Annotated in this window: 23 protein-coding genes; 6 read left to right on the top strand and 17 right to left on the bottom strand. The window is 44.8% G+C overall.

All coding sequences use genetic code 11. The features are described 5' to 3' along the window. Nucleotides 1-52 precede the first annotated feature (52 nt). The 3 genes from JOD21_RS10540 to JOD21_RS10550 are packed head-to-tail and all read right to left on the bottom strand — an operon-like array spanning nt 53 to nt 2,706. Entirely contained in the window at nt 53-232 is a 180-nt protein-coding gene (locus JOD21_RS10540; RefSeq protein WP_204729582.1) for a hypothetical protein, read from the bottom strand. 37 nt (nt 233-269) lie between these two features. Next, on the bottom strand, nt 270-1,631 hold the full coding sequence (locus tag JOD21_RS10545) for a UDP-N-acetylmuramoyl-tripeptide--D-alanyl-D-alanine ligase (RefSeq protein WP_204729583.1): 1,362 nt from the start codon (nt 1,629-1,631) through the stop codon (nt 270-272). 13 nt (nt 1,632-1,644) lie between these two features. Further along, entirely contained in the window at nt 1,645-2,706 is a 1,062-nt protein-coding gene (locus tag JOD21_RS10550; protein WP_204729584.1) for a D-alanine--D-alanine ligase, read from the bottom strand. 283 nt (nt 2,707-2,989) lie between these two features. Between JOD21_RS10550 and JOD21_RS10555 the strand changes: the two genes are divergently transcribed. Together JOD21_RS10555 and JOD21_RS19470 are read left to right on the top strand one after the other, a co-directional pair. Next, entirely contained in the window at nt 2,990-4,177 is a 1,188-nt protein-coding gene (locus JOD21_RS10555) for a dicarboxylate/amino acid:cation symporter (RefSeq protein ID WP_204729585.1), read from the top strand. Then, nucleotides 4,177-4,302 (top strand): hypothetical protein, encoded by a 126-nt coding sequence (locus tag JOD21_RS19470; protein WP_275579593.1) that lies wholly within the window; start codon nt 4,177-4,179, stop codon nt 4,300-4,302. The genes JOD21_RS10555 and JOD21_RS19470 overlap by 1 nt, the downstream gene beginning before the upstream one ends. Before the next feature lie 102 nt (nt 4,303-4,404). On the opposite strand, the gene JOD21_RS10560 is transcribed toward JOD21_RS19470, so the two are convergent. Continuing rightward, nucleotides 4,405-5,484 (bottom strand): NAD(P)/FAD-dependent oxidoreductase, encoded by a 1,080-nt coding sequence (locus JOD21_RS10560; protein ID WP_204729586.1) that lies wholly within the window; start codon nt 5,482-5,484, stop codon nt 4,405-4,407. A gap of 135 nt (nt 5,485-5,619) precedes the next feature. On the opposite strand from JOD21_RS10560, the gene JOD21_RS10565 reads away from it, so the two are divergent. Continuing rightward, on the top strand, nt 5,620-7,353 hold the full coding sequence (locus tag JOD21_RS10565; RefSeq protein ID WP_204729587.1) for an ABC transporter ATP-binding protein: 1,734 nt from the start codon (nt 5,620-5,622) through the stop codon (nt 7,351-7,353). Between the two features lie 73 nt (nt 7,354-7,426). Here the strand turns inward: JOD21_RS10565 and JOD21_RS10570 are convergent, their stop codons facing one another. From JOD21_RS10570 to JOD21_RS10600, 7 genes are all read right to left on the bottom strand, one after another. Beyond that, nucleotides 7,427-8,008, bottom strand: a complete 582-nt coding sequence (locus JOD21_RS10570; RefSeq protein WP_204729715.1) for a CDP-alcohol phosphatidyltransferase family protein — start codon at nt 8,006-8,008, stop codon at nt 7,427-7,429. 12 nt (nt 8,009-8,020) lie between these two features. After that, nucleotides 8,021-8,686, bottom strand: a complete 666-nt coding sequence (locus JOD21_RS10575) for a TVP38/TMEM64 family protein (RefSeq protein WP_204729588.1) — start codon at nt 8,684-8,686, stop codon at nt 8,021-8,023. Nucleotides 8,687-8,713: 27 nt separating this feature from the next. Next, a complete protein-coding gene (locus JOD21_RS10580) occupies nt 8,714-9,676 on the bottom strand; it encodes an ABC transporter ATP-binding protein (protein WP_204729589.1) in 963 nt (320 codons plus the stop codon). Continuing rightward, the gene (locus tag JOD21_RS10585; protein ID WP_204729590.1) at nt 9,673-10,464 is read right to left on the bottom strand and encodes an ABC transporter permease; all 792 of its coding nucleotides are present in this window, start codon (nt 10,462-10,464) and stop codon (nt 9,673-9,675) included. Before JOD21_RS10585 ends, JOD21_RS10580 begins: the two co-directional genes overlap by 4 nt. 9 nt (nt 10,465-10,473) lie before the next feature. Continuing rightward, nucleotides 10,474-11,337, bottom strand: a complete 864-nt coding sequence (locus tag JOD21_RS10590; RefSeq protein ID WP_204729591.1) for an ABC transporter permease — start codon at nt 11,335-11,337, stop codon at nt 10,474-10,476. Further along, entirely contained in the window at nt 11,318-12,535 is a 1,218-nt protein-coding gene (locus tag JOD21_RS10595; RefSeq protein WP_204729592.1) for an ABC transporter substrate-binding protein, read from the bottom strand. The genes JOD21_RS10590 and JOD21_RS10595 overlap by 20 nt, the downstream gene beginning before the upstream one ends. Before the next feature lie 155 nt (nt 12,536-12,690). Continuing rightward, nucleotides 12,691-13,455 carry a hypothetical protein gene (locus tag JOD21_RS10600; protein WP_204729593.1) on the bottom strand — a complete coding sequence of 255 codons (765 nt, stop codon included), beginning with the start codon at nt 13,453-13,455 and terminating at the stop codon, nt 12,691-12,693. A gap of 228 nt (nt 13,456-13,683) precedes the next feature. Between JOD21_RS10600 and JOD21_RS10605 the strand changes: the two genes are divergently transcribed. After that, nucleotides 13,684-14,865, top strand: a complete 1,182-nt coding sequence (locus JOD21_RS10605; RefSeq protein WP_204729594.1) for an FtsW/RodA/SpoVE family cell cycle protein — start codon at nt 13,684-13,686, stop codon at nt 14,863-14,865. 41 nt (nt 14,866-14,906) lie between these two features. Here JOD21_RS10605 and JOD21_RS10610 read toward each other — a convergent pair whose 3' ends face one another. Continuing rightward, on the bottom strand, nt 14,907-15,818 hold the full coding sequence (locus JOD21_RS10610) for a diacylglycerol/lipid kinase family protein (RefSeq protein ID WP_204729595.1): 912 nt from the start codon (nt 15,816-15,818) through the stop codon (nt 14,907-14,909). Between the two features lie 114 nt (nt 15,819-15,932). Further along, nucleotides 15,933-16,067: an Lmo0850 family protein gene (locus JOD21_RS19475; protein ID WP_268747443.1), complete on the bottom strand. Its 135-nt coding sequence runs from the start codon at nt 16,065-16,067 to the stop codon at nt 15,933-15,935. 262 nt (nt 16,068-16,329) lie between these two features. Here JOD21_RS19475 and JOD21_RS10615 point away from each other — a divergent pair, with 262 nt between their 5' ends. Next, the gene (locus JOD21_RS10615) at nt 16,330-16,737 is read left to right on the top strand and encodes a CBS domain-containing protein (RefSeq protein ID WP_204729596.1); all 408 of its coding nucleotides are present in this window, start codon (nt 16,330-16,332) and stop codon (nt 16,735-16,737) included. Nucleotides 16,738-16,814: 77 nt separating this feature from the next. Here JOD21_RS10615 and JOD21_RS10620 read toward each other — a convergent pair whose 3' ends face one another. The 3 genes from JOD21_RS10620 to JOD21_RS10630 form a co-directional block, all read right to left on the bottom strand. Beyond that, on the bottom strand, nt 16,815-19,217 hold the full coding sequence (locus JOD21_RS10620) for a heavy metal translocating P-type ATPase (protein ID WP_204729597.1): 2,403 nt from the start codon (nt 19,215-19,217) through the stop codon (nt 16,815-16,817). A 78-nt stretch (nt 19,218-19,295) separates the two neighbouring features. Continuing rightward, the gene (gene copZ / locus JOD21_RS10625; RefSeq protein ID WP_204729598.1) at nt 19,296-19,502 is read right to left on the bottom strand and encodes a copper chaperone CopZ; all 207 of its coding nucleotides are present in this window, start codon (nt 19,500-19,502) and stop codon (nt 19,296-19,298) included. Between the two features lie 19 nt (nt 19,503-19,521). Then, the gene (locus JOD21_RS10630) at nt 19,522-19,845 is read right to left on the bottom strand and encodes a metal-sensitive transcriptional regulator (protein ID WP_275579594.1); all 324 of its coding nucleotides are present in this window, start codon (nt 19,843-19,845) and stop codon (nt 19,522-19,524) included. Nucleotides 19,846-20,104: 259 nt separating this feature from the next. On the opposite strand from JOD21_RS10630, the gene cls reads away from it, so the two are divergent. Beyond that, entirely contained in the window at nt 20,105-21,568 is a 1,464-nt protein-coding gene (gene cls, locus JOD21_RS10635) for a cardiolipin synthase (RefSeq protein ID WP_204729599.1), read from the top strand. A gap of 277 nt (nt 21,569-21,845) precedes the next feature. Here the strand turns inward: cls and JOD21_RS10640 are convergent, their stop codons facing one another. After that, nucleotides 21,846-22,829: an NAD-dependent epimerase/dehydratase family protein gene (locus tag JOD21_RS10640; protein WP_204729600.1), complete on the bottom strand. Its 984-nt coding sequence runs from the start codon at nt 22,827-22,829 to the stop codon at nt 21,846-21,848. Between the last annotated feature and the right edge of the window lie 13 nt (nt 22,830-22,842).

Raw genomic sequence — 22,842 nt, forward strand, 5'->3', positions numbered from 1 at the left:
CGTTTTTTATACCCATAAATGGAGGTTTTAAATCTTTAGCGGATCCCGCCTTTTAGCTGCTGATTGTTGTATCATCGCCAGTTATGGTTGCATTGTGTCCGTTTGTGGTCGTGTCGTGGCTGCTGATGGTTGCATCATCGCCAGTTATGGTTGCATTGTGTCCGGTTGTGGTCGCATCACCGCCGCCGAAGGTCACATCGTCTTCCCTGACAGCCTTATCACCCCACACCACGCAAAAAGCCGCCCCGCAGGACGGCTTTTCAGCTGCTTTATTTAAAAGCCTCAATCACTTTCTCAAGCTCCATTCCACGTGACCCCTTCACAAGCACAAGATCTCCTTTACAAAGATGCTTCTTAAGCTCTGCCACAAGTTCATCATGTTCCTTGAACCAGTAGACAAGCGGGCTTCTCTGGAGGGCTTCTTCAGCAAGCCACTTTGAGCGCGGACCGTACGTGAGCAGGACTGGAATCTCATTAAAATTGATCTTCTGTCCGATCTCACGGTGAAAAGTTTCTTCGTTGTCCCCGAGTTCAAGCATATCACCGAGCACAGCGATCTTTTTCCCGGATGCTTTCGCCTCTTCTAAAAACTGTAGCGCAGCGAGCATGGAAGTAGGACTCGCGTTGTAGGCATCATTAATAAATATTTCTCCGTTTACCCCTTCCACACGTTCCATACGCATAGATGTCATTTCAGTTTTTGCAAAACCTTCTTCAATTTCTTCAAGCGTCAATCCGAGATGAAGCGCTGTACGGATTGTCGCAAGGCCGTTCAGGACGTTGTGTCTGCCAAGTACCGGGATAGATACCCACGTTTCTTCCGTACCCAGCTGGATACGGCTTCCTGATTCATCGATCTCAGTGTTTCTCGGGTAAAGACCATTTGTATCCTCATAGCCATACGATGCGCTTTTTAAGTCTTCTGCCTGCTCGACAAGTGTTTTCAGTAAGGGCTCATCACCATAGTAAAACAGAATGCCGTTCTGATTCAGGCCTGAAATGATTTCAAACTTTGCCTTTGCAATGTTCTCTCTTGATCCGAGATCCTGCAGGTGTGATTCCCCGATATTCGTAATCACTGCGATATCAGGCGTTGCAATGTTGCTGAGGAGTTCGATTTCACCGAATCCGCTCATACCCATTTCAAGCACAGCCACATCTGTGGATTCTTTAATATTCAGCAGTGTTAACGGCAGACCCAGGTTATTATTAAAGTTTCCTTCTGTTTTCTGCACGCTGTATTTAGTTGAAAGAACGCCTGCAATCATGTCTTTAGTCGTTGTTTTTCCATTACTGCCTGTAATCGCGACGACTTTAAAATGGTTTTCCTGTCTGTAAGCAGACGCCAGCTGCTGCAGTGCAGCTTCAGGGTCATCCACCAGAATAATCGGCAGGTCATGCGGGGCATCAGGTACATCTTTTTGCCACAGTGAAATACCTGCGCCTTTTTCAAAAGCCTGACGGACATATTTGTGACCGTCAGTTTTTTCGCCTTTAAAAGGCACAAACAGATTACCCGGCTGGATTGTCAGTGTATTAATACTTGCACCTTCAGCAACTGCATCTTCAAACCCTTGGGCAGGAACGTCAGCTTTCAGGATCTCAGCAATTTCTTTTAACGTTTTTTTCATGACTGGCTTCTCCTCAGATTGAAGTTTTTAGTTTCTGTTTATCTTCATAGCGTTCCATGCCGAACTGAACCAGCTTTTCAATCAGCTCAGCGTAAGGTACACCAGTGTTTTCCCATAAGAGCGGGAACATACTGTAAGGAGTGAATCCTGGCATCGTGTTGATTTCATTGATATAAATTTCATCGTCTTCAGTGACAAAGAAGTCTGCACGTACAAGTCCCGAGCAGTCGACTGTCTGAAATGCAGTTTTAGCCATTTCCTGAAGCTTTTCAGCCATGCCATCCGGCAGTTCAGCCGGGATAATCATGACAGAATCACCGTCTACATACTTCGATTTATAATCGTAAAAGTCCTTTTTTGCTACGATCTCGCCAGGTACTGATACTTCAGGGAAATCATTGCCAATCACACCCAGTTCAATTTCACGTGCTTTGACCCCTTCTTCAATCACAATCTTGCGGTCAAATTGAAACGCTTCTTCAAAGCCTGCTTCGAGCTCAGCACGATTTGTACACTTGCTGATGCCCACACTTGAACCGAGGTTTGCAGGCTTAATGAAGCACGGATAACCGATTTCTTTTTCTGTCTTTACATAGCTTGCTTCCTTATCCTGCTCCCAGGCAGAGCGGATAAAGGATGTATAGCCTACCTGAGGAAGACCGGCGTCTCTGAACAGATTCTTCATAATGACCTTATCCATACCGGCTGATGATGCAAGTACACCATTCCCTACATAAGGAACATTCAGAACTTCAAGCAGTCCCTGAACTGTACCGTCTTCTCCATTTGGTCCGTGCAGCAGCGGAAACACGATGTCGTATGAAGCTTCCTTTGCCGGCACAAGGCCTTCTGCAGGTGATACTTCTGCCTGTGCTTCAAACTGGAGCTGTTTCACATCTTCCACTGGTGCAGTCAGTGCGGAACCTTTTCTCCACTCCCCGTCTTTTGTAATAAATACAGGGTCAATATCAAATTTTGTCAGGTCCAGTGCTTTAATAACGGCTTTGGCTGTCTGTAATGACACTTCATGCTCTGCAGACTTTCCGCCGAACAGCAGACATAGTTTTGTTTTCATTTATATAGTCCTCCGTTTATCTCTTGATCTATGTAAAAAATTCATTTCGATTTACCTCTCCATCTTACCACGTTTTTTATTTTTCTAAATGAGTTTGATGAATTGGTTTTTTGTTTTTTCACTATAACAAAAACACTATTTTTCGAGTCTAGAAACACTTATTTTACTGATAATTCTTAATTATTTTATTATTACTAATTAAGTTTTTCCCCTTAACAACGTATAATCATCGCGTTATAATCCATCTATCAAATACAACTGTACACAACAGGAGGACTTCACCATGAAAAAAATCGGATTACTTCCCCGTATTGTTATTGCGATTGCACTTGGTATTGCAATCGGGAGCTTCAGTCCTGAGTGGCTGATCCGTGTGGCAGCAACTTTTAATGATATTTTCAGCGGTTTTCTGTCATTTGCCATCCCACTGATTATCATTGCATTTATCGCGCCGGGTATTGGTGCGATGGGGCGCGGTGCCGGTAAAGCACTTGGACTGACGGCCGGTATTGCCTATGCATCAACAGTGATCGCAGGACTGCTTGCGTTCCTGAGTGCTACTATCCTATACCCCATTCTTCTTGGCTCTCAAGCATCAAAAGCATTTGAGAATCCGGAAGAAGCACTGCTTGGCGGGTATTTCGGTATTGAGATGACACCTGTGATGGGCATTATGTCTGCGCTGCTGCTGTCATTTGTTCTTGGAATCGGGATTTCAGCTTTTAAAAACAGTCTACTGCAAAAAGGATTGGAAGAATTCCGTACGATTATTCAAAAGCTGATTGAAAAAATCATCATTCCACTCCTTCCTATTCACATATTCGGAATTTTTGCGAATATGACCCAGGGTGGCCAGGTCAGCGCAATTATTAACGTTTTCCTGCTCGTGTTCGTAATGATTATTATCCTGCACGTGCTGTATCTTGTTATGCTTTATACAACTGCAGGATCACTGCACAGTAAGAATCCGTTTAAAATGCTGAAGAATATGATGCCGGCTTATTTCACAGCGCTCGGTACACAGTCTTCTGCTTCAACCATTCCAGTCACACTTGAGCAGTCGAAAAAAATGGGTGTCCGGGAGAAAACGGCTGACTTCTGTATTCCGCTGCTGGCTAATATCCATTTAGCAGGAAGCACGATTACACTTGTTAGCTGTGCGATGGCCGTGATGCTTATACAGGGCGACACAGCGACATTCAGTCAGATCTTCCCATTCATTCTGATGCTTGGTGTGACAATGATCGCTGCACCGGGTGTACCTGGTGGCGCAGTCGTCGCTTCACTCGGCCTGCTTGAATCCATGCTCGGCTTCTCAGGTGCAATGACGTCTCTGATGCTTGCTCTTTACCTCGCGCAGGACAGCCTTGGTACTGCAGCAAACGTAACGGGTGATGGTGCGATCAGCTCTATTGTGGATCGTTTTACAAAACGTAAGGTAAAAGGTGAAGCGGTGACGAAAGCCGGTTGATGGTTCGTGAGATTTTGGCTGTGGTTCATGACATTACACATGGTGTTCATGAAAATCCAGCTGGTGTTCAGAAAATTACACCGGACGTTCAGGAGATTTCAACCGATGTACAGGAAATGATGTAAATAGACCTATGCAACATCTTTTACCAAAAAACAACCGCTTAACAACAAATAACCTCAAAAAGCCCGTAAAAGCACACACGCTTTTACGGGCTTTTCATCTGTTTATTGATATTTCCGCATATAACCACGATCAATATAGTCCTTCCACAGCCACGCCCAGCGGCCGGCTTTACGCCATTTACCATAGAGCATGAGCGCTTCCATTCCGCCTGTCGAGAGCAGAATGAGCGCTCGTTGTTGCGGCGTGTAATCAGCGAGTGGCTCACGGTTCAGACTTGCGAGCAGGTTGTGATAAAGCACTTCACCCTGCCTGACTGCATAAACCCCGCTTTTTGGCAGATCCGGGTGTGTAACAAGGGCCGCGCAGTCGCCGGCTGAAAACACGCTGCTGTTATCAATCGTCTGTAATCCTGCATTTACTTTTATAAATCCTTTCTGATCTACAGGCAGGCCGGATGTCTTCAAAAGATCAGGCGCCTGTGCCCCGCCGAGAAAGATTACTTCTTTATATAGAATGTTTTTATCATTTTTTGTGATAACGTGTCGGTCCGTTACTTTTACAGCATAATCATTTTTTATAAAATGAATGCCTTTTTCCTCGAACATTGCTTCAATAACCTGATCTGATCTCTGGTCAATGAATTCATTTGAGGCAATCACCGTGATACGGTCGTATTTGCGTCCGTGCTGCTGTTTCCACTGATGGAATGAGAACGCCATTTCACAGGCTGCTGCACCGCCTCCGATGATCACGAGCTCTTTTGCTTTGCGGCATGCTTCAATTCTGTCAGGAAAAAGGTGCGCAGGCTTCATCTGCGTCTGTCTTTCTGAGAGTCCTTCGATCTGATCCGGTGCTGTATGAGAACCGATATCGAGTGAAAGGCGATCGTATGTCAGGCGTTCTCCGTCTGAGAGAGTGACAGTTTTATGTTCAGGATCAAATGATTCTACTGATGCTTCTATAAAATGAATGTGTTTATTTTCGCATAACTGTTTGAGATCAATCCGAATGTCTTCTATTCCATATAACCCTTCGGCAAAGCCTGAGAACATTCCGGAATAATAATGGTAGCGGGAGGCAGACACGAGGATCCACTTTACTGAAGAATCGTGATGTGACGACAGACGCTTCAGTACTTCAAGATGCGTGTGACCGCCCCCTGCAAGAATAACTGTTTTCATAAAATCCTCCTGCGTGTTTTCTCCATCATAGCAGGGGGCCAGCCTGAAAATAAAGTATACAGGCACCGTCTCCCTTATTCAGAGTTAAATAAGATATAATTTACCTATACACATTTTTAAGAACAGGAGTATTTCATGGCTAACAACGAAACCAGTTTGAAACCATTTATTCAGTTAATTTTATCAACAAAAGTGCCGCGGCTGGCCTTATCGCTCGGTCTTGCAGGAAGTATCCTGACCACACTTGTCGGACTGACCATCCCTTTACTGACAAGAGAACTGGTTGATGGTTTTTCTGTGGATCTGAACGGCTGGCTTGTGGCTGCGATTGCGATTGTGTTTATTGTGCAGGCGCTGATTGACGGCGGATCGACGTATTTACTGGGCTATACCGGACAGGTCGTTGTGGCAAGACTGCGTGAACAGATGTGGGAAAAGATGATCAGGCTGCCTGTCAGTTATTATGATCAGAAGGCAAGCGGTGAGTCTGTGAGCCGGGTAGTCAATGATACAGGGATTGTAAAAGATCTGATCTCACAGCACTTCCCTCAGTCTATCACCGGAATTATTACGATTATCGGTGCAGTCATTATTCTGCTGATTATGGATTGGAAGATGACACTGCTGATGCTGATTTCTGTACCAGTAACAGTCGGAATTATGATCCCGCTTGGGCGGCAGATGTCTAAGATCTCACGCGGACTGCAGGATGAGACGGCAACTTTCACCGGTAAGATCCAGCAGACGTTAAGTGAAATCCGGTTGATGAAGGCTTCAAATGCAGAGACATTTGAGTCTGAAAAAGGGAAAGGCGGGATCCGTAAGCTGCTGTCATTTGGATTAAAAGAGATGAAAATTTTCGCGATTGTCGGACCTCTTATCTACCTGATTATGATGGCTGTTATTGTCGTTATAATCGGTTATGGCGGTATTCGTGTTGCTGAAGGCTCTATGACGACCGGATCTCTTGTTGCATTTTTACTCTACTTGTTCCAGATCGTTTTTCCGATTACGTCGTTTGCGATGTTTTTTACACAGCTTCAAAAAGCAAAGGGTGCGACAGAACGGATTATCGGTATTATTGATACACCTCAGGAAACAGGACGTTCCGGTGAGGAGATGGATATCAGCGGGCTGCCGGTTCATGTGCGGAATGTTTCTTTCTCTTATGAAGAAGGTGAGCCGATATTATCCAACGTGTCATTTGAAGCGCAGCCTGGTGAGATGGTCGCCTTTGCCGGACCGAGTGGAGGCGGAAAGACAACGATGTTCGGGCTGATTGAGCGTTTTTATGAGCCTTCTGATGGAGCGATTTTTATTGGGGACACGTCGGTGACGAGCCTCTCAATGGATGCGTGGCGCAGTCAGATCGGGTATGTGTCACAGGATAGTCCGATGATGGCTGGGACAATTCGCGATAATTTAACCTATGGGTTAACAGATGCAACGTCAATCAGCGATGAACGTTTGTGGGAAGTTGCGGCCATGGCTTATGCCGAGCCTTTTATCAGGGAATTTCCTGAAGGACTGAATACAGAGGTTGGCGAACGTGGCGTAAAACTGTCAGGTGGACAAAGGCAGCGGATTGCGATTGCGCGGGCTTTTCTGAGGGATCCAAAAATTTTGATGATGGATGAAGCAACGGCAAGTCTTGACAGTCAGTCTGAAGGAATTGTGCAGCAGGCGCTGACACGGCTGATGGAAGGCCGTACGACATTTGTCATTGCGCACCGCCTGTCTACAATTGTAGATGCGGATAAGATTATTTTTATTGAAAAGGGCCGGATCACAGGGATCGGTTCACATAGTCAGCTGATTGAGACGCACCCGCTTTACCGGGAGTTTGCTGAACAGCAGTTGGCGCAGTAAGTAAAAGCACAGGGCGGCTAACCGCTCTGTGCTTTTTTCGGTTTGCTTCCGGTGCAGACGATAAGAACGGGGCTCATCCCAATAATCTCTTCGCCTCCATAAACCGCTGTCCCGCGGTAAACAATTCGACTGCGAAGAATGCCAGGGTTGTCCACAAGACGATGGATGGGGCGAGCATCATCACACTCAGGAAAAGAAAACCTTCCGTTCTCTCAGCAAGCCCAGCCTGATAGCGAAAAGACTTTACTCCATTGTTCTCAGAAACATTTCCGACGGTTAAAAATATCGTCATCGAAATCACAATCGACGCCATTAACAATAGGGCCGCCCACATGATATCAGGGTAGAGAAAAGCGACACCAAGAATGACACTGATCTCCACGATACGGTCAAAGGTGACATCCATCACTGTGCCAAAAGGTGACGTTTTCGTTGCCCGTGCCATTGATCCGTCCACTGCATCAAGAAATCCTGAAAGCCATAGGACGATGACAGCCAGGACCGGGAAACCGAGATAATAGATCAGGCCGGAAGTCGCTCCGATGATAAATGCGCCAATGGTTACCTGGTTAGCGGTCCAGCCGAATGTTAAAAACCGGTCAGCCGTTTTACGAATTACCGGTTCTGCATATTTCCTTCCATATGTATCAAGCAGTGTCAGCACCCCCTACTCTTCATTCTTCTCTTTTTTAAGACCAAGCCACACGGCTACTTTTTTCCTGAAAATAAATGAAACAGCAATGAATGCTGCAAGAAATGCAAGACCGAGTAAAATAATTCTCATATCCCCTTCTGCTACACTTGAGCCCAGAAAACTATAGCCGAATGTTCCGGGAACAATACCAATGATCGTAGCCAGGGTAAAATCCTTCAATTTCACGTTTGCGAGCCCTGCAGAGTAACTGACAAGATCAAAGTTTAAAAGAGGTGCAAGTCTCAGGATCAGCACATACAAAAACCCTTTCTCTTCCATCTTAGACGTAACCAGCTGCACTCTGGGGTCCTGAATCTTTTTAATAAATGACCGGTTAAAACGGCGGGCAATAAAATATGCGACAATCGCACTCAGTGTCGCACCTATCATAATGTAAATGAACCCGAATACTGCCCCAAAAGCAAGACCGCCTGCGATTGACAAAACTGAAGCAGGGAACAGAATCAGCGGTCTGACCATATAGATCAGGATAAATAACAGCGGTCCCCACCAGTGCAGCGACTGGATCCACTGCTGAATATCTACAGGCGATACATTCAGATAGGTTCTGTTAAACCAGAACAATCCTGCTGCAGCCAGCAGTATCCCAATGATCGCTAACACTGTTTTTCTGTTCATGCCCTGCCCCCTTCCCTCTTTCTCTTATCATGTTTCTTTAAAATATTTGATTGCTTCAGGCGGAATTGTTACATATCCACTTGCTTCCTTCCCCGACTCACCTGCCGGAATCGTAATACGGCGGCCGGTTGAGATAAGCCTTATATGCGCCAGTCTCCTGCCGAAGTGATATGTTTCATTTACCCACTCTGCCTCAAACCACTCATGCCCATCTTTTCTTTCTGCACGCCAGCTGGCTTTTTCAGCCGGACAGTACCGTGCTTCATCGAGTACGATCACATCTGAATACAGCTCAGCAACGAGCGCATTATGCGGCGTATGATACAGCTCATGAGGAAGACCGATTTGCTGCAGTCTCCCTTCAGCCATCACAGCTGTGCGGTCACCGAGCAGCATCGCTTCATCTTTATCATGGGTAACAAAAATAGATGTCATCTCTTCTTTTTTCAAAAAACTTCTGACCCATTCTCTCAGCTCTTTTCTGAGACCGGGGTCAAGGCTTGAAAAAGGTTCATCGAGCAGCAGGAGTTTCGGCTTTAACAGCATGGCTCTGACCAGTGCTGCCCGCTGCTGCTGACCGCCTGAAAGTTCGTGGGGGTATTGTTTCACATGGTTTTCAAGTCCTACTTCCTTCAAATAACTGTGCGCCATTTCATACGCTTCTTTTTTGCCATGCGTAATCTTTTTCCCGTAAGCAACATTTTCTAAAAGTGTCAGGTGCGGAAACAGCAGCGCCTGCTGAAACACCATACCAACCGGACGCTTTTTTACCTGCATAGCTAACAGATCAGTATCTTCGATCAGCACTTCTCCATTTGAAAAATGATCCAGCCCTGCCAGACAGCGAAGAAGGGTGGATTTCCCTGTACCTGAAGGGCCTGCGAGTGACAGAATCTCACCTTTTTTGAGAGAGAATGATAGATCTTTGAAAATTTCTGCTTTATCAAATTGTTTTGAGACGTTTTTTACTTCCAGATAGGGGAGAGTCATTGTATGCTCCTCCTTTTTATAAATAATCTGCCCGCAAGTGCCATAGCAGCTGCTTCTGCAATGAGAACGGCTGCTGCAGGAATGAGTACAAATGCGACTGAGAATGCAGACATGACTGTATCATCAGCTGACTGCAAAAACGGATAATAGATGATTGGCATTGTAATCACGCTGCCTCCGCCAATAATAGCGGTCAGTACATATTGACCGGCACTGATCGTAACAGCGAGAAAGATGGCACTTCTGATGCTTGGAATGAGAAGTGGCAGTTCAATCGTACGGAAAGCGTGCCAGACACCTGCTTTTAGCATCCTGCCCTGATTGAGCATATCCTGCGGAATCCGATCATATCCTGCTTTTAACACTTTAATTGTGTAGGGTATGGTCGGCACCAGGTGAACAATCGTAACACCGATCCACGTATTTGCGAGTCCGAGACGGATCATTGTAATGTGAAGCCCCATCGCAGCGGCTATGACCGGCAGAAATAGTGGTAATAGCAGCAGCACTTCAAGCGTATTCTTCAGCTTAAAAGACCGGTGGGAAAGTGCTTTTGCTACAGGGATGCCCACGATCAGATTAATGAGTGCAACAGCAAGTGCAATGCCAAGCGTGATCGCCATTGATTCAATCACTCTGCTATCCTGAAAAACTGTTTCCCAGCCTCTGAGTGTCCAGTCAGGCAGATTTCCAGAGCGCCACGGGGCAGTTATGCTTTTTAATATCAGTAAAAGGACGGGAATTAAAAAGAAGATCACACTGCTCATATAAAAAATGTTCTTTTTCATTGTCCCCTCCTAATAACGGTGGCTGCTTTTTGACAGCAGCATTCTTCTTTTATTCATCAGCGCAAAGCCTGTTAATGCGCATGCCCCCAGGATGAAAGCCGCAAGCATCAACAGCGCAAAGGCCATTGACCGTTCTTCTCCTGAAGCGCTGTAGAACCAGTCATAGGCAATGACCGGTGTCATCTGCGGGTAAGATACCCCGAGCAGACCTGGCACTTCATAGGCAGTAAAGATAAATGCTGTAATAATCAGCCCTGTCTCAAACATCACCGGCTTTATCCACGGCCATTCAACCGTTTTGAACCAGTGTCTCTGCCCGCCGCCAAGTACGGTATTCACTTCCCGGAACTGACGCGGGAGCTGTAGATAGACAGGGAGCAGCATTAAAATGACAAAGGGAATCTCTTTCCATACATAGGTGATAAAAATACCGATTCCGCTTCTGTCCTGAACGAGCACCGGAAATAATGTCCGGTCCTCAAGCAGCCCGCTTTGAACCAGTGCAGTTGAGATCAGCCCGCTCTGTCCTAGTAAAAGGAGCACAAAATATCCCCATACGAAATGCGGAAACAGCATCGGAATCCACACAAGCCATTTTGCATTTCCATCAATCAGACGATAAAAACTTCTGACGATCAGCCAGCCAGTGATCAGGGAAACGACTGTTGAACTGACTGTAATCCATATACTGTAGGTCAAGCCATCTGTCAGCTCACGACGGTCAAAAAGTGATAGATAATAAGACCATGTGAACCCTTCACCGTTGCCTGTACTTTCGATAAAAGCGAGTATAAAACTTCCTCCGGCAAGCAGTAAGAATGCATAAGCCGGCAGAAGCAGCAGAAACAATCCGTTAGTCCGCTGCCACTTCATTACGCCACTCCGTTTCGATCCATTCCACGTATCCTGCGTCTACTTCAGAAATATACGTGTCAGCAAGTTTTTCTGCATCCGGCACTGTCTGGCCGCGATCAAGTTCATCAAATGCTGCACGCTGCTCTTCACTTAAGCTCGCCTGATCAAGCGGCGTACTTTCACCCCAGTAATCAGGCTTCAGTTTTTCAAGCTGAGCATCCGGACTTAAGAAGAAGTCAATCGCTGCCATGGCAGCTTCTTTATTCGGACTGTTATAAGGGATGGAGAGAAAATGTGTATTTCCGATTGAGCCGGGATCTTCAAGCACAAAGGATTCAGTTGTTTCAGGGAAAATACCGTCACGCACAAGTGATTCAGCACGTGCCTCGTTGTATCCCATCGTTATCCATACTTCCCCCTGGCTGTACAGGCGGTCAAGCTCTTCAAGTGAAGCAGGATATGTCTCCCCGCCTCTCCATAGATCAGGTTCAAGCTGATTCAAAAAGTCCCACATAGCAGCTGACTGTTCTTCTTCAAGCGGCTCATAAGGTTCCCCGAGCAGTTCATCCGCTTCTGCAGCTTTACCTAGCATCACGTGTCTGATAAAGGCGTTGCCTGTAAAGTCACTCGCTTCAGGATATGTAAATCTCCCTGGATTCTCTGCAACCCAGTCTGCAAGTTCATCAAGTGTTGAAGGCGGCGTATCCACAACTGCCGAGTCATATTGAAAAACGAACTGAACTTTCCCCCATGGTGCTTCGTAGCCTTCAGTTGCTGTGCCGAAATCATAGGCGTAATCCTCAGCCTGATAATATTCCTGATAAGATGGAATCTCTTCAACAAAAGGTCCGAAGAGAAGATCCCCTTCTTTCGCACGCTTGAAATTCTCTCCATTCATCCAGATCAGATCGATTGTCCCTTCATTCTGATCTGCTCTTTTTTCAGTCTCAAGCTTCTGAATAATTTCATTTGTATCAAGCGGAACCCGCTCAAGTGTGACATCATACTCTTCTTTCAGCGCAGGAATGGCATACTCATCAATGTAGCTGTTAATACCTGTATCCCCGCCCCACATATAAAGTCGGACTGTTTCACCTGCCGCCGCTTCTGTTATGTCTTCCCATGATCGATTTGAAAGGTCAATCTCCTCTGTGTCAGACGCTGAACTGCAGCCGGTAAGCAGCAGACCAGTTATAAGAATGGACATTTTTTTCATTGATTTAACCGCTCCTTTAAAGTACCTTCAAGGTTTAACGTATTTCATTCACTATACAGGCGCTAGCTCCCCGTCTTATGCCTGTCGGAGCTGATCGAGCGCCTTCCGCTTTTCTTATAAAAATAGGCACCTGCTTCATGCAAGTGCCCGATTAATCATACTGCCGACCATTCTTTTGTTTTCCGGTCATAAGAAAACACTGCAGACGGCTCACGCTTATATTTTTTCTGCATATCTTCCTGCAGATCATCCATATTTACGTAGTCACCCGATACCCAGACCGGCACCTCGACTTTTCCTTTATTAACCACACTGTGCTGGAATGAAATGACTACCCCTTCTCTTAGCAGGTGTGAAATTTTCATCACCACTTCTTTCGGAATCGGAGAGAGTGCTTTTTCTTTTTTGAACTGAAGCAGCTTTGTATTTTTGCGCACTGCTATTTTTTCAGGAATCACCTTTCCAATCATTAAAAAGAAGTCTGTCCACTCCTTATAATATGTACGGTTGAGCATTCCGTCCTCCGTTGATAAATAGACAAAACGGTTGTTTAATTTTTTATAAAACGGCAGGTTCAGATGGTACTTCATATGTCCCATATATAATAGTTCCGCTAATTCCTGTGCGCTCATCTCATCAACGCCTGCTTCATCCTCAAAATCAATCCAGCAGAATTCTCCGTAAGCAGCTATGTCCTCTTTTACGAGATCGCTTACTTCCTGTTCATGCACATATTCCAGATATGTATGCATGTTGAAAGAAGACTGCTCAAATTTATGCTTTAAGAGGAGCAGGTGATGCAGCCTGTCTGATAACGCATGATAAAAGTCCTTCATATCAATCCCGCTGGACATTGCAAAATCCTGTGCTGTATTCAAATGAAGATAAATCCAGCCCTGGCTGCTTCCCTGATTCTTCATGCCACCATCTCCTCTATGTAACCTCATATTTTCATTGTATCAAATTGTTTGAAAAAGGAGAAAAAGAAACTTTTTTGGATGCTCATCCGTCTATTAGACAGACGTTTATGACAAAAGTAATGAAACATTTTCAGGCGTTGTGACTTCTAGTGAATTGTGAAACAGTGTATAATCTGATACGCTGAATGCATTGTTCATAGAGGAAAAATTAGAATTCAGGTGAATAGATTGAATACAAATAAACACTTTTCAGACAGAATAGACTGGACCCTTGCATCACTGCTGATTTTATTTATGATTGCAAGTGTGCTGGCGATTTCATCTGCCCAGACAACGGGTCAGTATGCCGCTATCGGGACCAATTTCGCAATCAGGCAGGGCATGATCTACGGGGCAGGCTTCGTCCTGATTGGTATGATGATGTATTTTGATATGGATCAATACAGGAAATTAGCCTGGGTGTTTTACGGGATAGGGATCGTTTTACTTGTCGGTCTGCTTGTCCTTCCGGAGTCGCTTGTTCCGTATATCAACGGTGCTTACAGCTGGTATAACTTCCCGGTTATCGGAACACTCCAGCCTTCTGAATTTATGAAGACTTTTACCATCCTTGTTCTGGCTAGAGTTGTAGCGGGCCATAATGAAGCATTTATTAACAGGGATTTAAAGAGCGACATATGGCTGCTCGCAAAAATCGGACTGATTGTCGGTATTCCTTTTATACTGATTAATGAACAGCCTGACCTTGGTACCATGCTTGTCTTTATTGCGATTACAATTGGTATTATCCTTGTATCGGGTATTACGTGGAAGCTGCTGCTTCCTACATTTGCTTCAGTTGGTGCAATTGCAGCTTCAGCGATCTATCTCGTACTATTCAGACGCGACCTGATGGAGCGCTTTTTCGATGATTATCAGCTGCGTCGAATCTACTCATGGCTTGATCCATACAGCTATGCTTCAGGTGATGCTTATCAGCTCACCACTGCAATGAGTGCGATCGGGTCAGGTGAAATTTTCGGTAAAGGTTATCAGGATCGGCAGGTATATGTACCCGATAATCATACTGACTTTATTTTTGCAGTCATCGGTGAAGAATATGGATTTATTGGAGCAAGTATTGTTGTCAGCTTATTCTTTTTGCTGATCTACCATTTAACAAAAGTAGCACTTGAAACAAAGAGCCAATTCAATGTATATGTGTGTGCAGGCGTAATCAGTATGATTACCTTCCACGTATTTCAGAATATCGGCATGACCATTCAGCTGCTGCCAATCACAGGAATTCCACTGCCGCTGATCAGTTACGGGGGAAGCTCACTGATCGGTACATTGTTTGCACTCGGATTGTTATTCTCAATGAAATTCCATCACAGGACCTATATGTTCTCGAATGAAGATGATGATTAAAAAACCGTGTTAGGGGCTTCAGGCTTTTAACACGGTTTTTTTTATCCATTTTCAGCAGTGGCACCAGAAGGTACAATCACAGAAATATGCTTGTTTAGAATCCGGATGGTATCATGTGCTCCTTTATAGTGCTCCCCATCAAGATCTATTGTCTGCGTCTCATCAAGTGTCACTTTGCAGGAAGATGTCATGTATTGTGTAATCGTCGATTCATTTTCTTCCCAATCTACAGACGTTTTGGCAGTGAAGATCTCTTTTAAAAGTGTAAACCCTGCTTCCTTCACTACCAGGACATTCAATAACCCGTCATCCATCTGAATAGACTCCATCGGAAACTCAGCAGCACCTATTGATTTGCCATTCATAAACAACAGCATAACAGCATCATCTTCAACTGTACGTCCGTCAAACTCCAGCTTAAAATGGAAAGTGTCCTGTTCAGATAACGTTCTGAGCGCACTCATATAATAGCTGAGACGTCCAAACATTCCTTTTGACGTGTCATCAATGCTCTCAGAAGCCGCTGCAATTAACCCTGTACCCCAGAAATTACTGAAATACCGGTCATCCGTTTCTACAAGATCCACTTCGCACTCCACCCCGTTAAATACAATCAGTTCAGCAGCCTGCTTCAGATTGAGCGGTATGTTAAGTGACCTCGCAAAATCATTGCAGGTACCAGCCGGCAATATTGCGAGACCGGGTCTTTTATCAAGCGGGGCAAGCCCGTTAATAGCTTCATGAACAGTCCCATCACCACCCATAACAATGACCAGTTCAACTTCTTCGCCGTGCTGACGGCAAAAATGTTCAGCATCACCTGGTTTTTGCGTCTGATATAAAAACAGTTTTGGAATTTTGGATGCCAGGATTGGTGCGGTCTGACTCAAAATTTTCTCAGCATCCCGCTGTCCTGCATTGCCGTTATAGATCAGCATTGCTTTTTGAAACATCTCTGCCCCTCCTCGCCTTACCTGTTTTATATGTATATTCCCACTATTTGTGCAAAAAATCCTCCAAATAAAAAAGGCCCTCTCATATTGAGCACCTTTTAGTCCGCTAACGGATCATGTACTGGAAACCTGATGAGGCTCCTTGACAGCTTCAAGTATTTCAAGACGTGATTTTGTAGTGGTGATTTTAACGCCTACTTCAGTCATTTTTGTCATCATTTCTTTGATGCTTTCTCTGTTTCTTGACATCTTAGCAGCACCTCTCCCGCAAATGTAGTCTGAATAGTTAATCATACGAATCAGTGGTTAAAGAAGTTTCGTTTTATTTATAAATGTTTCTTTCATTATTTAAATAAGTGTCATTACGATTATCATACCACCAGATACAATGATTTAACCTTCATTCAGTGAAAAATTAATTATTTTTACACATTTTCTGAAGTGAGAGATTCATGCATAATCATCCAGCCAGGTGAAATAATAATGACGTACTACATTTGGAGGTGGAAAGATGAATATCAGAGAAGTAATGACAGATGAGATCTACACGTGCAAGATCACGGATTCAGTTGAAACAGCCGCTGAATTGATGAAAACACATAATATTGGTGTGCTTCCTGTTCTTGATAAGAATGGCAGCCCGGCAGGTATGGTCACTGACCGGGATATCGTCATACGCGGAGTGGCGGAACATAAAGAGCAGACTGTCGATCAAGTCATGACACATGAGTTAATTCATGTGACACCAGATACGCCTGCAGAAGAAGCCGCTGACCTGATGGCTTCAACACAGGTGCGCCGCCTGCCGGTTATTGAAAATGGACAGGTCATTGGAATTGTGTCACTTGGAGACTTGTCTGTGAATCCACGATCTGATGAAAAAGCGGGAGATACACTGTCAGATATTTCGCATCCTTAGATAGACAAAAAGCCTGCAGCGCTACCTATGCGGCAAAAAAGCCTTTCAGCACAACATTGCTGAAAGGCTTTTTATATTTACAGCTTCACTCTCTGCAAACGCAGTGCATTCAACACAACTGATACAGAGCTGAATGCCATCGCCGCACCGGCTAACCATGGTGCAAGCAGACCGATTGCTGCTATAGGAATACCAAGCGTATTGTAGCCGAACGCCCAGAATAAATTCTGTCTGATATTTTTCATCGTTTTACGGCTCATCATAATAGCATCTGCAATGCTGTTGAGGTCTCCGCGAATCAGCGTAATATCCGCTGCTTCCATTGCAACGTCTGTACCGGTTCCGATTGCAAGTCCTGTATCAGCTGTTGCAAGAGCAGGCGCATCATTAATGCCGTCTCCGACCATCGCAACCGTACGTCCCTTTTCCTGAAGCTTTTTCACTTCATTTGCTTTCCCATCCGGAAGCACTTCAGAGATCACTTTTTCAATACCCGCTTCTGCCGCAATAGCGCGGGCTGTGCGTTCATTGTCACCAGTCATCATGATCACATCAAGCCCCATTTGCTTCAGACGGCTGACCGCTTCTTTTGAGGTGTCCTTGATTGTATCAGCTACTGCGATGATGCCTGCAGGCTCGCTGTCTATTGCGATCAGCATCGCTGTGCGTCCCTGTTCTTCAAGTTCAAGCAGGTTCGCTTCAAGGTCAGATACGTTAATGCCTTCCTGCGTCATTAATTTACGTGTACCGGCAAGAATCTCTTTTCCATCAACAATTGCACGGATACCGAATCCTGATACAGCCTGGAAGTCTGTCGCTTCTTTAAGTTCTGCCCCACGCTCCCGCACACCGCTTACAATTGCTTTCGCTAAAGGGTGTTCTGATCCCGCTTCTGCAGATCCTGCCATAATAAGCAGGTCTTCTTCAGTCCAATTACCCAGCGGTACAACATCTGTCAGAACAGGTTCACCTTTAGTTACTGTACCTGTCTTATCAAGTACAACTGTATTAATGCCCTGAGCTGCCTCAAGGTGTTCCCCGCCTTTAAACAGGATGCCCGCTTCTGCTGCACGACCTGAACCCGCCATGATAGAGACTGGTGTTGCAAGACCGAGCGCACAAGGACAGGCAATCACGAGAACCGAAATCGTTGCTTCTAATGCCGGTGCAACTTCACCAGGTGATACAAGTGAAATCCATACAATAAATGTCACGATCGCAATACCGACAACGATTGGAACAAAGATGCCTGAGATTCTGTCAGCCTGACGCTGAATAGGCGCTTTTGAGCCCTGAGCCTGTTCTACCACGCGGATGATCTGTGCGAGTGCAGTATCTTTTCCTACTTTGACTGCCTCAATTTTCAGGAAGCCCTGCTGGTTGATCGTCGAGCCAATTACAGCATCGCCTGCAGTTTTGTCGACCGGAACACTTTCACCGGTAATCATTGATTCATTGACAGCAGACTGTCCTTCTTTAATCACACCGTCCACCGGAATTTTTTCACCCGGGCGCACTGCAAGTAAATCCCCTGCTTTCACCTGTTCAAGCGGAATCTCAACTTCCTCACCGTCACGAATGACAAATGCTGTTTTTGCCTGAAGACCCATCAGCTTTTTAATTGCTTCAGATGATCTTCCTTTTGCTTTAGCTTCGAATAACTTACCCAGCACGATTAATGTAATCAATACAGCACTCGTTTCAAAATACAGTCCCATTGTATGTCCTGGCATAGAAAGACTCTGTATGGCCAGGTAGACACTGTAAAAGTATGCAGCTGACGTCCCGAGCGCGACCAGAACGTCCATATTCGCGCTGCCGTTGCGCAGTGCTTTATAAGCACCTGTGTAAAATGGCCCCCCGACAATGAATTGAACCGGGGTTGCGAGTGCCATCTGTACCCATGGATTCATCAGCAGATCAGGGACATACATCCATTCTGTAAATGAAAAATGGCCGACCATCGTCCACAACAGAGGTACTGCAAAAATTAACGAAAAGAGAAATCTCTTTTGCTGACGCTTAATTTCAGTCTGCCGATGATCTTCTTCTGGCGCGCGGTCCTGTCTGCGCGTTGCCCCGTAACCGATCTTTTCTACCCTTGCAATAATGTCATCAACTGACAGCACACCGTCTGTATACTCAACGGTTGCCTGTTCAAGTGCAAGGTTGACGGTTGCGCTTTTTACACCTTCAAGTCTGCTCAACCCTTTTTCTACACGCGCCGAACACGCTGCACAGGTCATGCCTGTAATATCAAATTCCTCTTTTTTAACAGAAACACCGTAACCAAGACTGGTGACTTTATCCTGAATATCATTCAGCGACACTTTGTCAGGATCGTATGAAACCGTTGCGCGTTCTAAAGCGAGATTCACACTCGCCTTTTCCATTCCATCCATCCTGTTCAACCCTTTTTCCACTCTGGTTGAGCACGCTGCACAAGTCATGCCTGTAATGTTCAATTCCTTCTGAGCCATTTTTACAGCCCTCCTTATATACCTATATGGGGTATATTATTTTCTGAAGAAAATGCGCAGGATTACTGCGCATTAAAATTATTTTACGTCATATCCCTGATCTTCAATCACATCTTTAATCTGGTCAACTGTCACTGAAGAATCCTGATAGTCAACATCGACTGTTCCCTGATCAAGGTGAACTTTTACTGATTCCACGCCACTCATTTCTCCTACGTTTGATTCCACAGCCTTTACGCAGTGCTGACATGACATTCCTTCTACATTCAATGTAACTTGAGACATTTGGTATTCCTCCTGAACATTATTTTTTCATTAACCTTTTCATGGTGACTAGAAGTTCATCTACAACTTCAAGGTCACCTTCTTGAATCCGGTCAACGATACAGCTTTTCATGTGCCCTTCAAGAAGCAGTTTTGATACGCTGTTCAGTGCAGACTGAGTTGCTGCGATTTGAGTAATCACATCGTCACAGTACGTATCCTTATCAATCATTCCTTTAATCCCACGCACCTGTCCTTCAATACGGTTCAGACGGGTTGTCAGATTTTTCTTCATATCTTCAGAGTGATGACTTTTACGATCACTGCTGCAATGTGTATGTTCATTCAATTCTGTCGCTTCCAAACACATTCCCTCCCTGCACTGCATTCTTGATATTTCCATCATAACATACCCCTACAAGGTATACAACAGAAAGAATCCGAATGCTCTAAACTCTCTATAACAAAAATATCCCATATAACTGAAGATTTCAACACTTTAAAGCGGATTAAAGTTGAAATATTCCCGAAACTTTTCCGCATGTCATCCGTAATTAGAGATTATCAGAGATTATGCGTATAATACATAATAAGAAGAAATCTCAGATAGGCAGGGGCTGAATATGGACTTTATCTCTTTTGACTGGATCTCAATTTTTGTAGGATTTATTTTCATTTTGAACTTTTTCTTTGCAGGGATCCTTATTTTTCTTGAAAGAAAGGATGCCAGTGCCACATGGGCATGGCTTATGGTCCTGTTTTTTATCCCTATCGCCGGGTTCGCGCTTTATCTGCTGCTTGGCAGAAGTCTCAGAAAAAAGCACCTTTTTAATTGGGAAGGCAGAAAGCGTGTGGGAATTGAACAGCTGATCCGTTATCAGATTGATGCAATTCATGAACGTAAATTTCATTTCAAATCTGAAGAAACCGAAAAAATGCGTGATTTGATCTATATGCAGCTGGTGAACAATGCCGCCGTACTGACTCAGGATAACCAGGTTGATATATTAGTAGATGGCAGAAAGAAATTCAAAGCGCTGTTTGATGATATTGAAGATGCAAAAGATCATATTCATATCCAGACCTATATTCTGAGGAGAGATAACCTCGGCCGCGAGCTTTACCAGCTGCTTGTGAAAAAAGCCAAGCAGGGTGTAAAAGTTCGTGTACTTTATGATGACATGGGGTCACGCGGGATGACTAAGAGGTACTTCAGGGAATTACGGGCTTCTGGCGGTGAGGTGGAAGCTTTCTTCCCTTCAAAAGTACCAGTCATTAACCCCCGTCTCAATTACCGAAACCACCGTAAAATCTCTATTATCGATGGGCGTGTGGGGTATATTGGCGGCTTTAATATCGGGGATGAATATCTTGGTCTTGATAAGCGTTTCGGTTATTGGCGGGATACACACCTGAGAATTGAAGGAAGTGCAGTACACCCGCTTCAGACAAGGTTTATACTCGACTGGAATCAGGCGTCGCACCGCTATGATATTGAATATTCGGATATATACTTTCCTCCGATTCCGCAAAAAGGCGATGTAGGTATGCAGATCGTCTCAAGTGGTCCGGACTCGGATTGGGAGCAGATTAAAACAGGCTATCTGAAACTGATTAATAATGCTGACAAATATGTCTACATTCAGACGCCTTACTTTATTCCTGATGTCAGCCTGCTCGATGCCCTTCGCGTAGCAGCTCTGTCAGGTGTTGATGTGAGAATAATGATTCCGAATAAGCCTGACCATATGTTTGTATATTGGGCAACTTATTCTTATGTCGGAGAACTGATGAAAGCCGGCGCCAGGATATATGTATATGAAAAAGGGTTTATTCATGCGAAAACACTTGTGACTGATGATGAAGCAGCATCAGTTGGAACGGCAAATATTGATCTGCGGAGCTTCAGCCTGAACTTTGAGGTAAACGCGTTTCTCTATCATCAGGAAACGGCTACTTCACTTGCGATGATTTTTGAAGAGGACATGAAAGATTCAACTGAGCTGACGCCTGAGATCTATCAGGAGCGGTCGAATCTGATTAAATTTAAGGAGTCGATTTCAAGATTGCTGTCTCCAATTCTATAAGCAAAAAACAACGGCTGTGACAATGATGTCTCAGCCGTTGTTTTTGTATCCGGTTCACTTTGCAGAGAAGTTCACCTTTAAAACACTCAACTCTTATACATTTCAAGTCTAACTCACTACAGCTTTTGTTAATAGAACACAATAAAATCAAAGGTCAGGTTAAGGAAAAACAACGTATGCAAAGCTGTGAAGATATATCCTGCACGCGAAATACGATTCATTTTTTCCACCCCCGCAAATATTTAACTTCATTATATCATATTTTCAGAAAAGTAAATCAATTTAGTTTCAACAAAGTCTGCTCTCTTTCTTTTGTCAGACCGGCTTTCCATTCATGATCCTTCTGCTCGTTCAGCCAGAGCAGTGTATCACTTATTGTTTCTTCAAGCGGTCTGAATGTCAGTCCTTTATCAATCGCTTTTGATGCGTCAGCCAGAAGGAAGCCATCCGGATGAGTATCTGAAATCGGGAGCCAGAATGGAAGTTCTACAAAAGGCCCTGCATCATGTTCAATCAGTTTCCGGTCACTGACCCATTGATACTTAACCTCTGTGTTGGCGACTTTCTTTGCTGTCTCCAGATATTTTTCCATTGTAGGCAGCGGCTCTCCTCCGGCTGCATTATAGGTGCCGGTTTCCTGGCGTTCGATCATCGTAATGGCCCATTCACTCAGGTCGCGAACATCGATCCACTGAACTTTACGATCCGGATTCCCAGGCGCCAGTGCTTCTCCACCCTGCTGTGCCCGCCAGACCCAATAAGTGAAGCGGTCAGTCGGGTCATGGGGACCGACGATCAGGCCGGGACGGATGACCAGTGAGTGCCCGTTATACAGGTCTTCAATTATTTCTTCGCTCTTTTGTTTCAACGGTCCGTAAGTCTCGCCAGTTATCTCTTCAGTGTCCTGCTTCAGTTCAGCAAGCTTTGTCACACCTTCTACTGCCGGTCCATTCGTATAATCCTCATAGACAGAGATCGTGGAAATAAACGTATAGTGTTTGACGTGATTTTTTAACAGTTCAGCAGTCTGTCTGACCTGGGATGGTGTGTATCCTGAAACATCAATGACTGCATCCCAGCTTCTGTTTTCAAGTGCACTTAAATCACCGTTACGGTCCCCGGTCAGCTTCTCAACATCCGGGAAAAGGGATGTATTCGTCTGTCCCCGATTAAAAAGTGTGACCTCATGACCTTTATTGACTGCACTTTCTGTCAGGTGTCTGCCAAGAAATTTTGTCCCGCCTAAAATTAACAGTTTCATGTTGAAGAACACT

Origin of the sequence: Jeotgalibacillus terrae, from assembly GCF_016908195.1 — a bacterium.
Taxonomy (GTDB): Bacteria; Bacillota; Bacilli; order Bacillales; family Jeotgalibacillaceae; genus Jeotgalibacillus; species Jeotgalibacillus terrae.

Coding starts and splice junctions, on each gene's coding strand:
- JOD21_RS10555 (WP_204729585.1), top strand. CDS start 2,990: ATGAAAAAAATCGGATTACTTCCCCGTATTGTTATTGCGATTGCACTT.
- JOD21_RS10600 (WP_204729593.1), bottom strand. CDS start 13,455: ATGAAGAATCAGGGAAGCAGCCAGGGCTGGATTTATCTTCATTTGAAT.
- JOD21_RS10640 (WP_204729600.1), bottom strand. CDS start 22,829: ATGAAACTGTTAATTTTAGGCGGGACAAAATTTCTTGGCAGACACCTG.
- copZ (WP_204729598.1), bottom strand. CDS start 19,502: ATGTCTCAAGTTACATTGAATGTAGAAGGAATGTCATGTCAGCACTGC.
- JOD21_RS10610 (WP_204729595.1), bottom strand. CDS start 15,818: ATGTTTCAAAAAGCAATGCTGATCTATAACGGCAATGCAGGACAGCGG.
- JOD21_RS10545 (WP_204729583.1), bottom strand. CDS start 1,631: ATGAAAAAAACGTTAAAAGAAATTGCTGAGATCCTGAAAGCTGACGTT.
- JOD21_RS10550 (WP_204729584.1), bottom strand. CDS start 2,706: ATGAAAACAAAACTATGTCTGCTGTTCGGCGGAAAGTCTGCAGAGCAT.
- JOD21_RS10560 (WP_204729586.1), bottom strand. CDS start 5,484: ATGAAAACAGTTATTCTTGCAGGGGGCGGTCACACGCATCTTGAAGTA.
- JOD21_RS10575 (WP_204729588.1), bottom strand. CDS start 8,686: ATGAACAGAAAAACAGTGTTAGCGATCATTGGGATACTGCTGGCTGCA.
- JOD21_RS19475 (WP_268747443.1), bottom strand. CDS start 16,067: ATGTCAAGAAACAGAGAAAGCATCAAAGAAATGATGACAAAAATGACT.
- JOD21_RS19470 (WP_275579593.1), top strand. CDS start 4,177: ATGGTTCGTGAGATTTTGGCTGTGGTTCATGACATTACACATGGTGTT.
- JOD21_RS10620 (WP_204729597.1), bottom strand. CDS start 19,217: ATGGCTCAGAAGGAATTGAACATTACAGGCATGACTTGTGCAGCGTGC.
- cls (WP_204729599.1), top strand. CDS start 20,105: ATGGACTTTATCTCTTTTGACTGGATCTCAATTTTTGTAGGATTTATT.
- JOD21_RS10615 (WP_204729596.1), top strand. CDS start 16,330: ATGAATATCAGAGAAGTAATGACAGATGAGATCTACACGTGCAAGATC.
- JOD21_RS10580 (WP_204729589.1), bottom strand. CDS start 9,676: ATGACTCTCCCCTATCTGGAAGTAAAAAACGTCTCAAAACAATTTGAT.
- JOD21_RS10565 (WP_204729587.1), top strand. CDS start 5,620: ATGGCTAACAACGAAACCAGTTTGAAACCATTTATTCAGTTAATTTTA.
- JOD21_RS10595 (WP_204729592.1), bottom strand. CDS start 12,535: ATGAAAAAAATGTCCATTCTTATAACTGGTCTGCTGCTTACCGGCTGC.
- JOD21_RS10585 (WP_204729590.1), bottom strand. CDS start 10,464: ATGAAAAAGAACATTTTTTATATGAGCAGTGTGATCTTCTTTTTAATT.
- JOD21_RS10590 (WP_204729591.1), bottom strand. CDS start 11,337: ATGAAGTGGCAGCGGACTAACGGATTGTTTCTGCTGCTTCTGCCGGCT.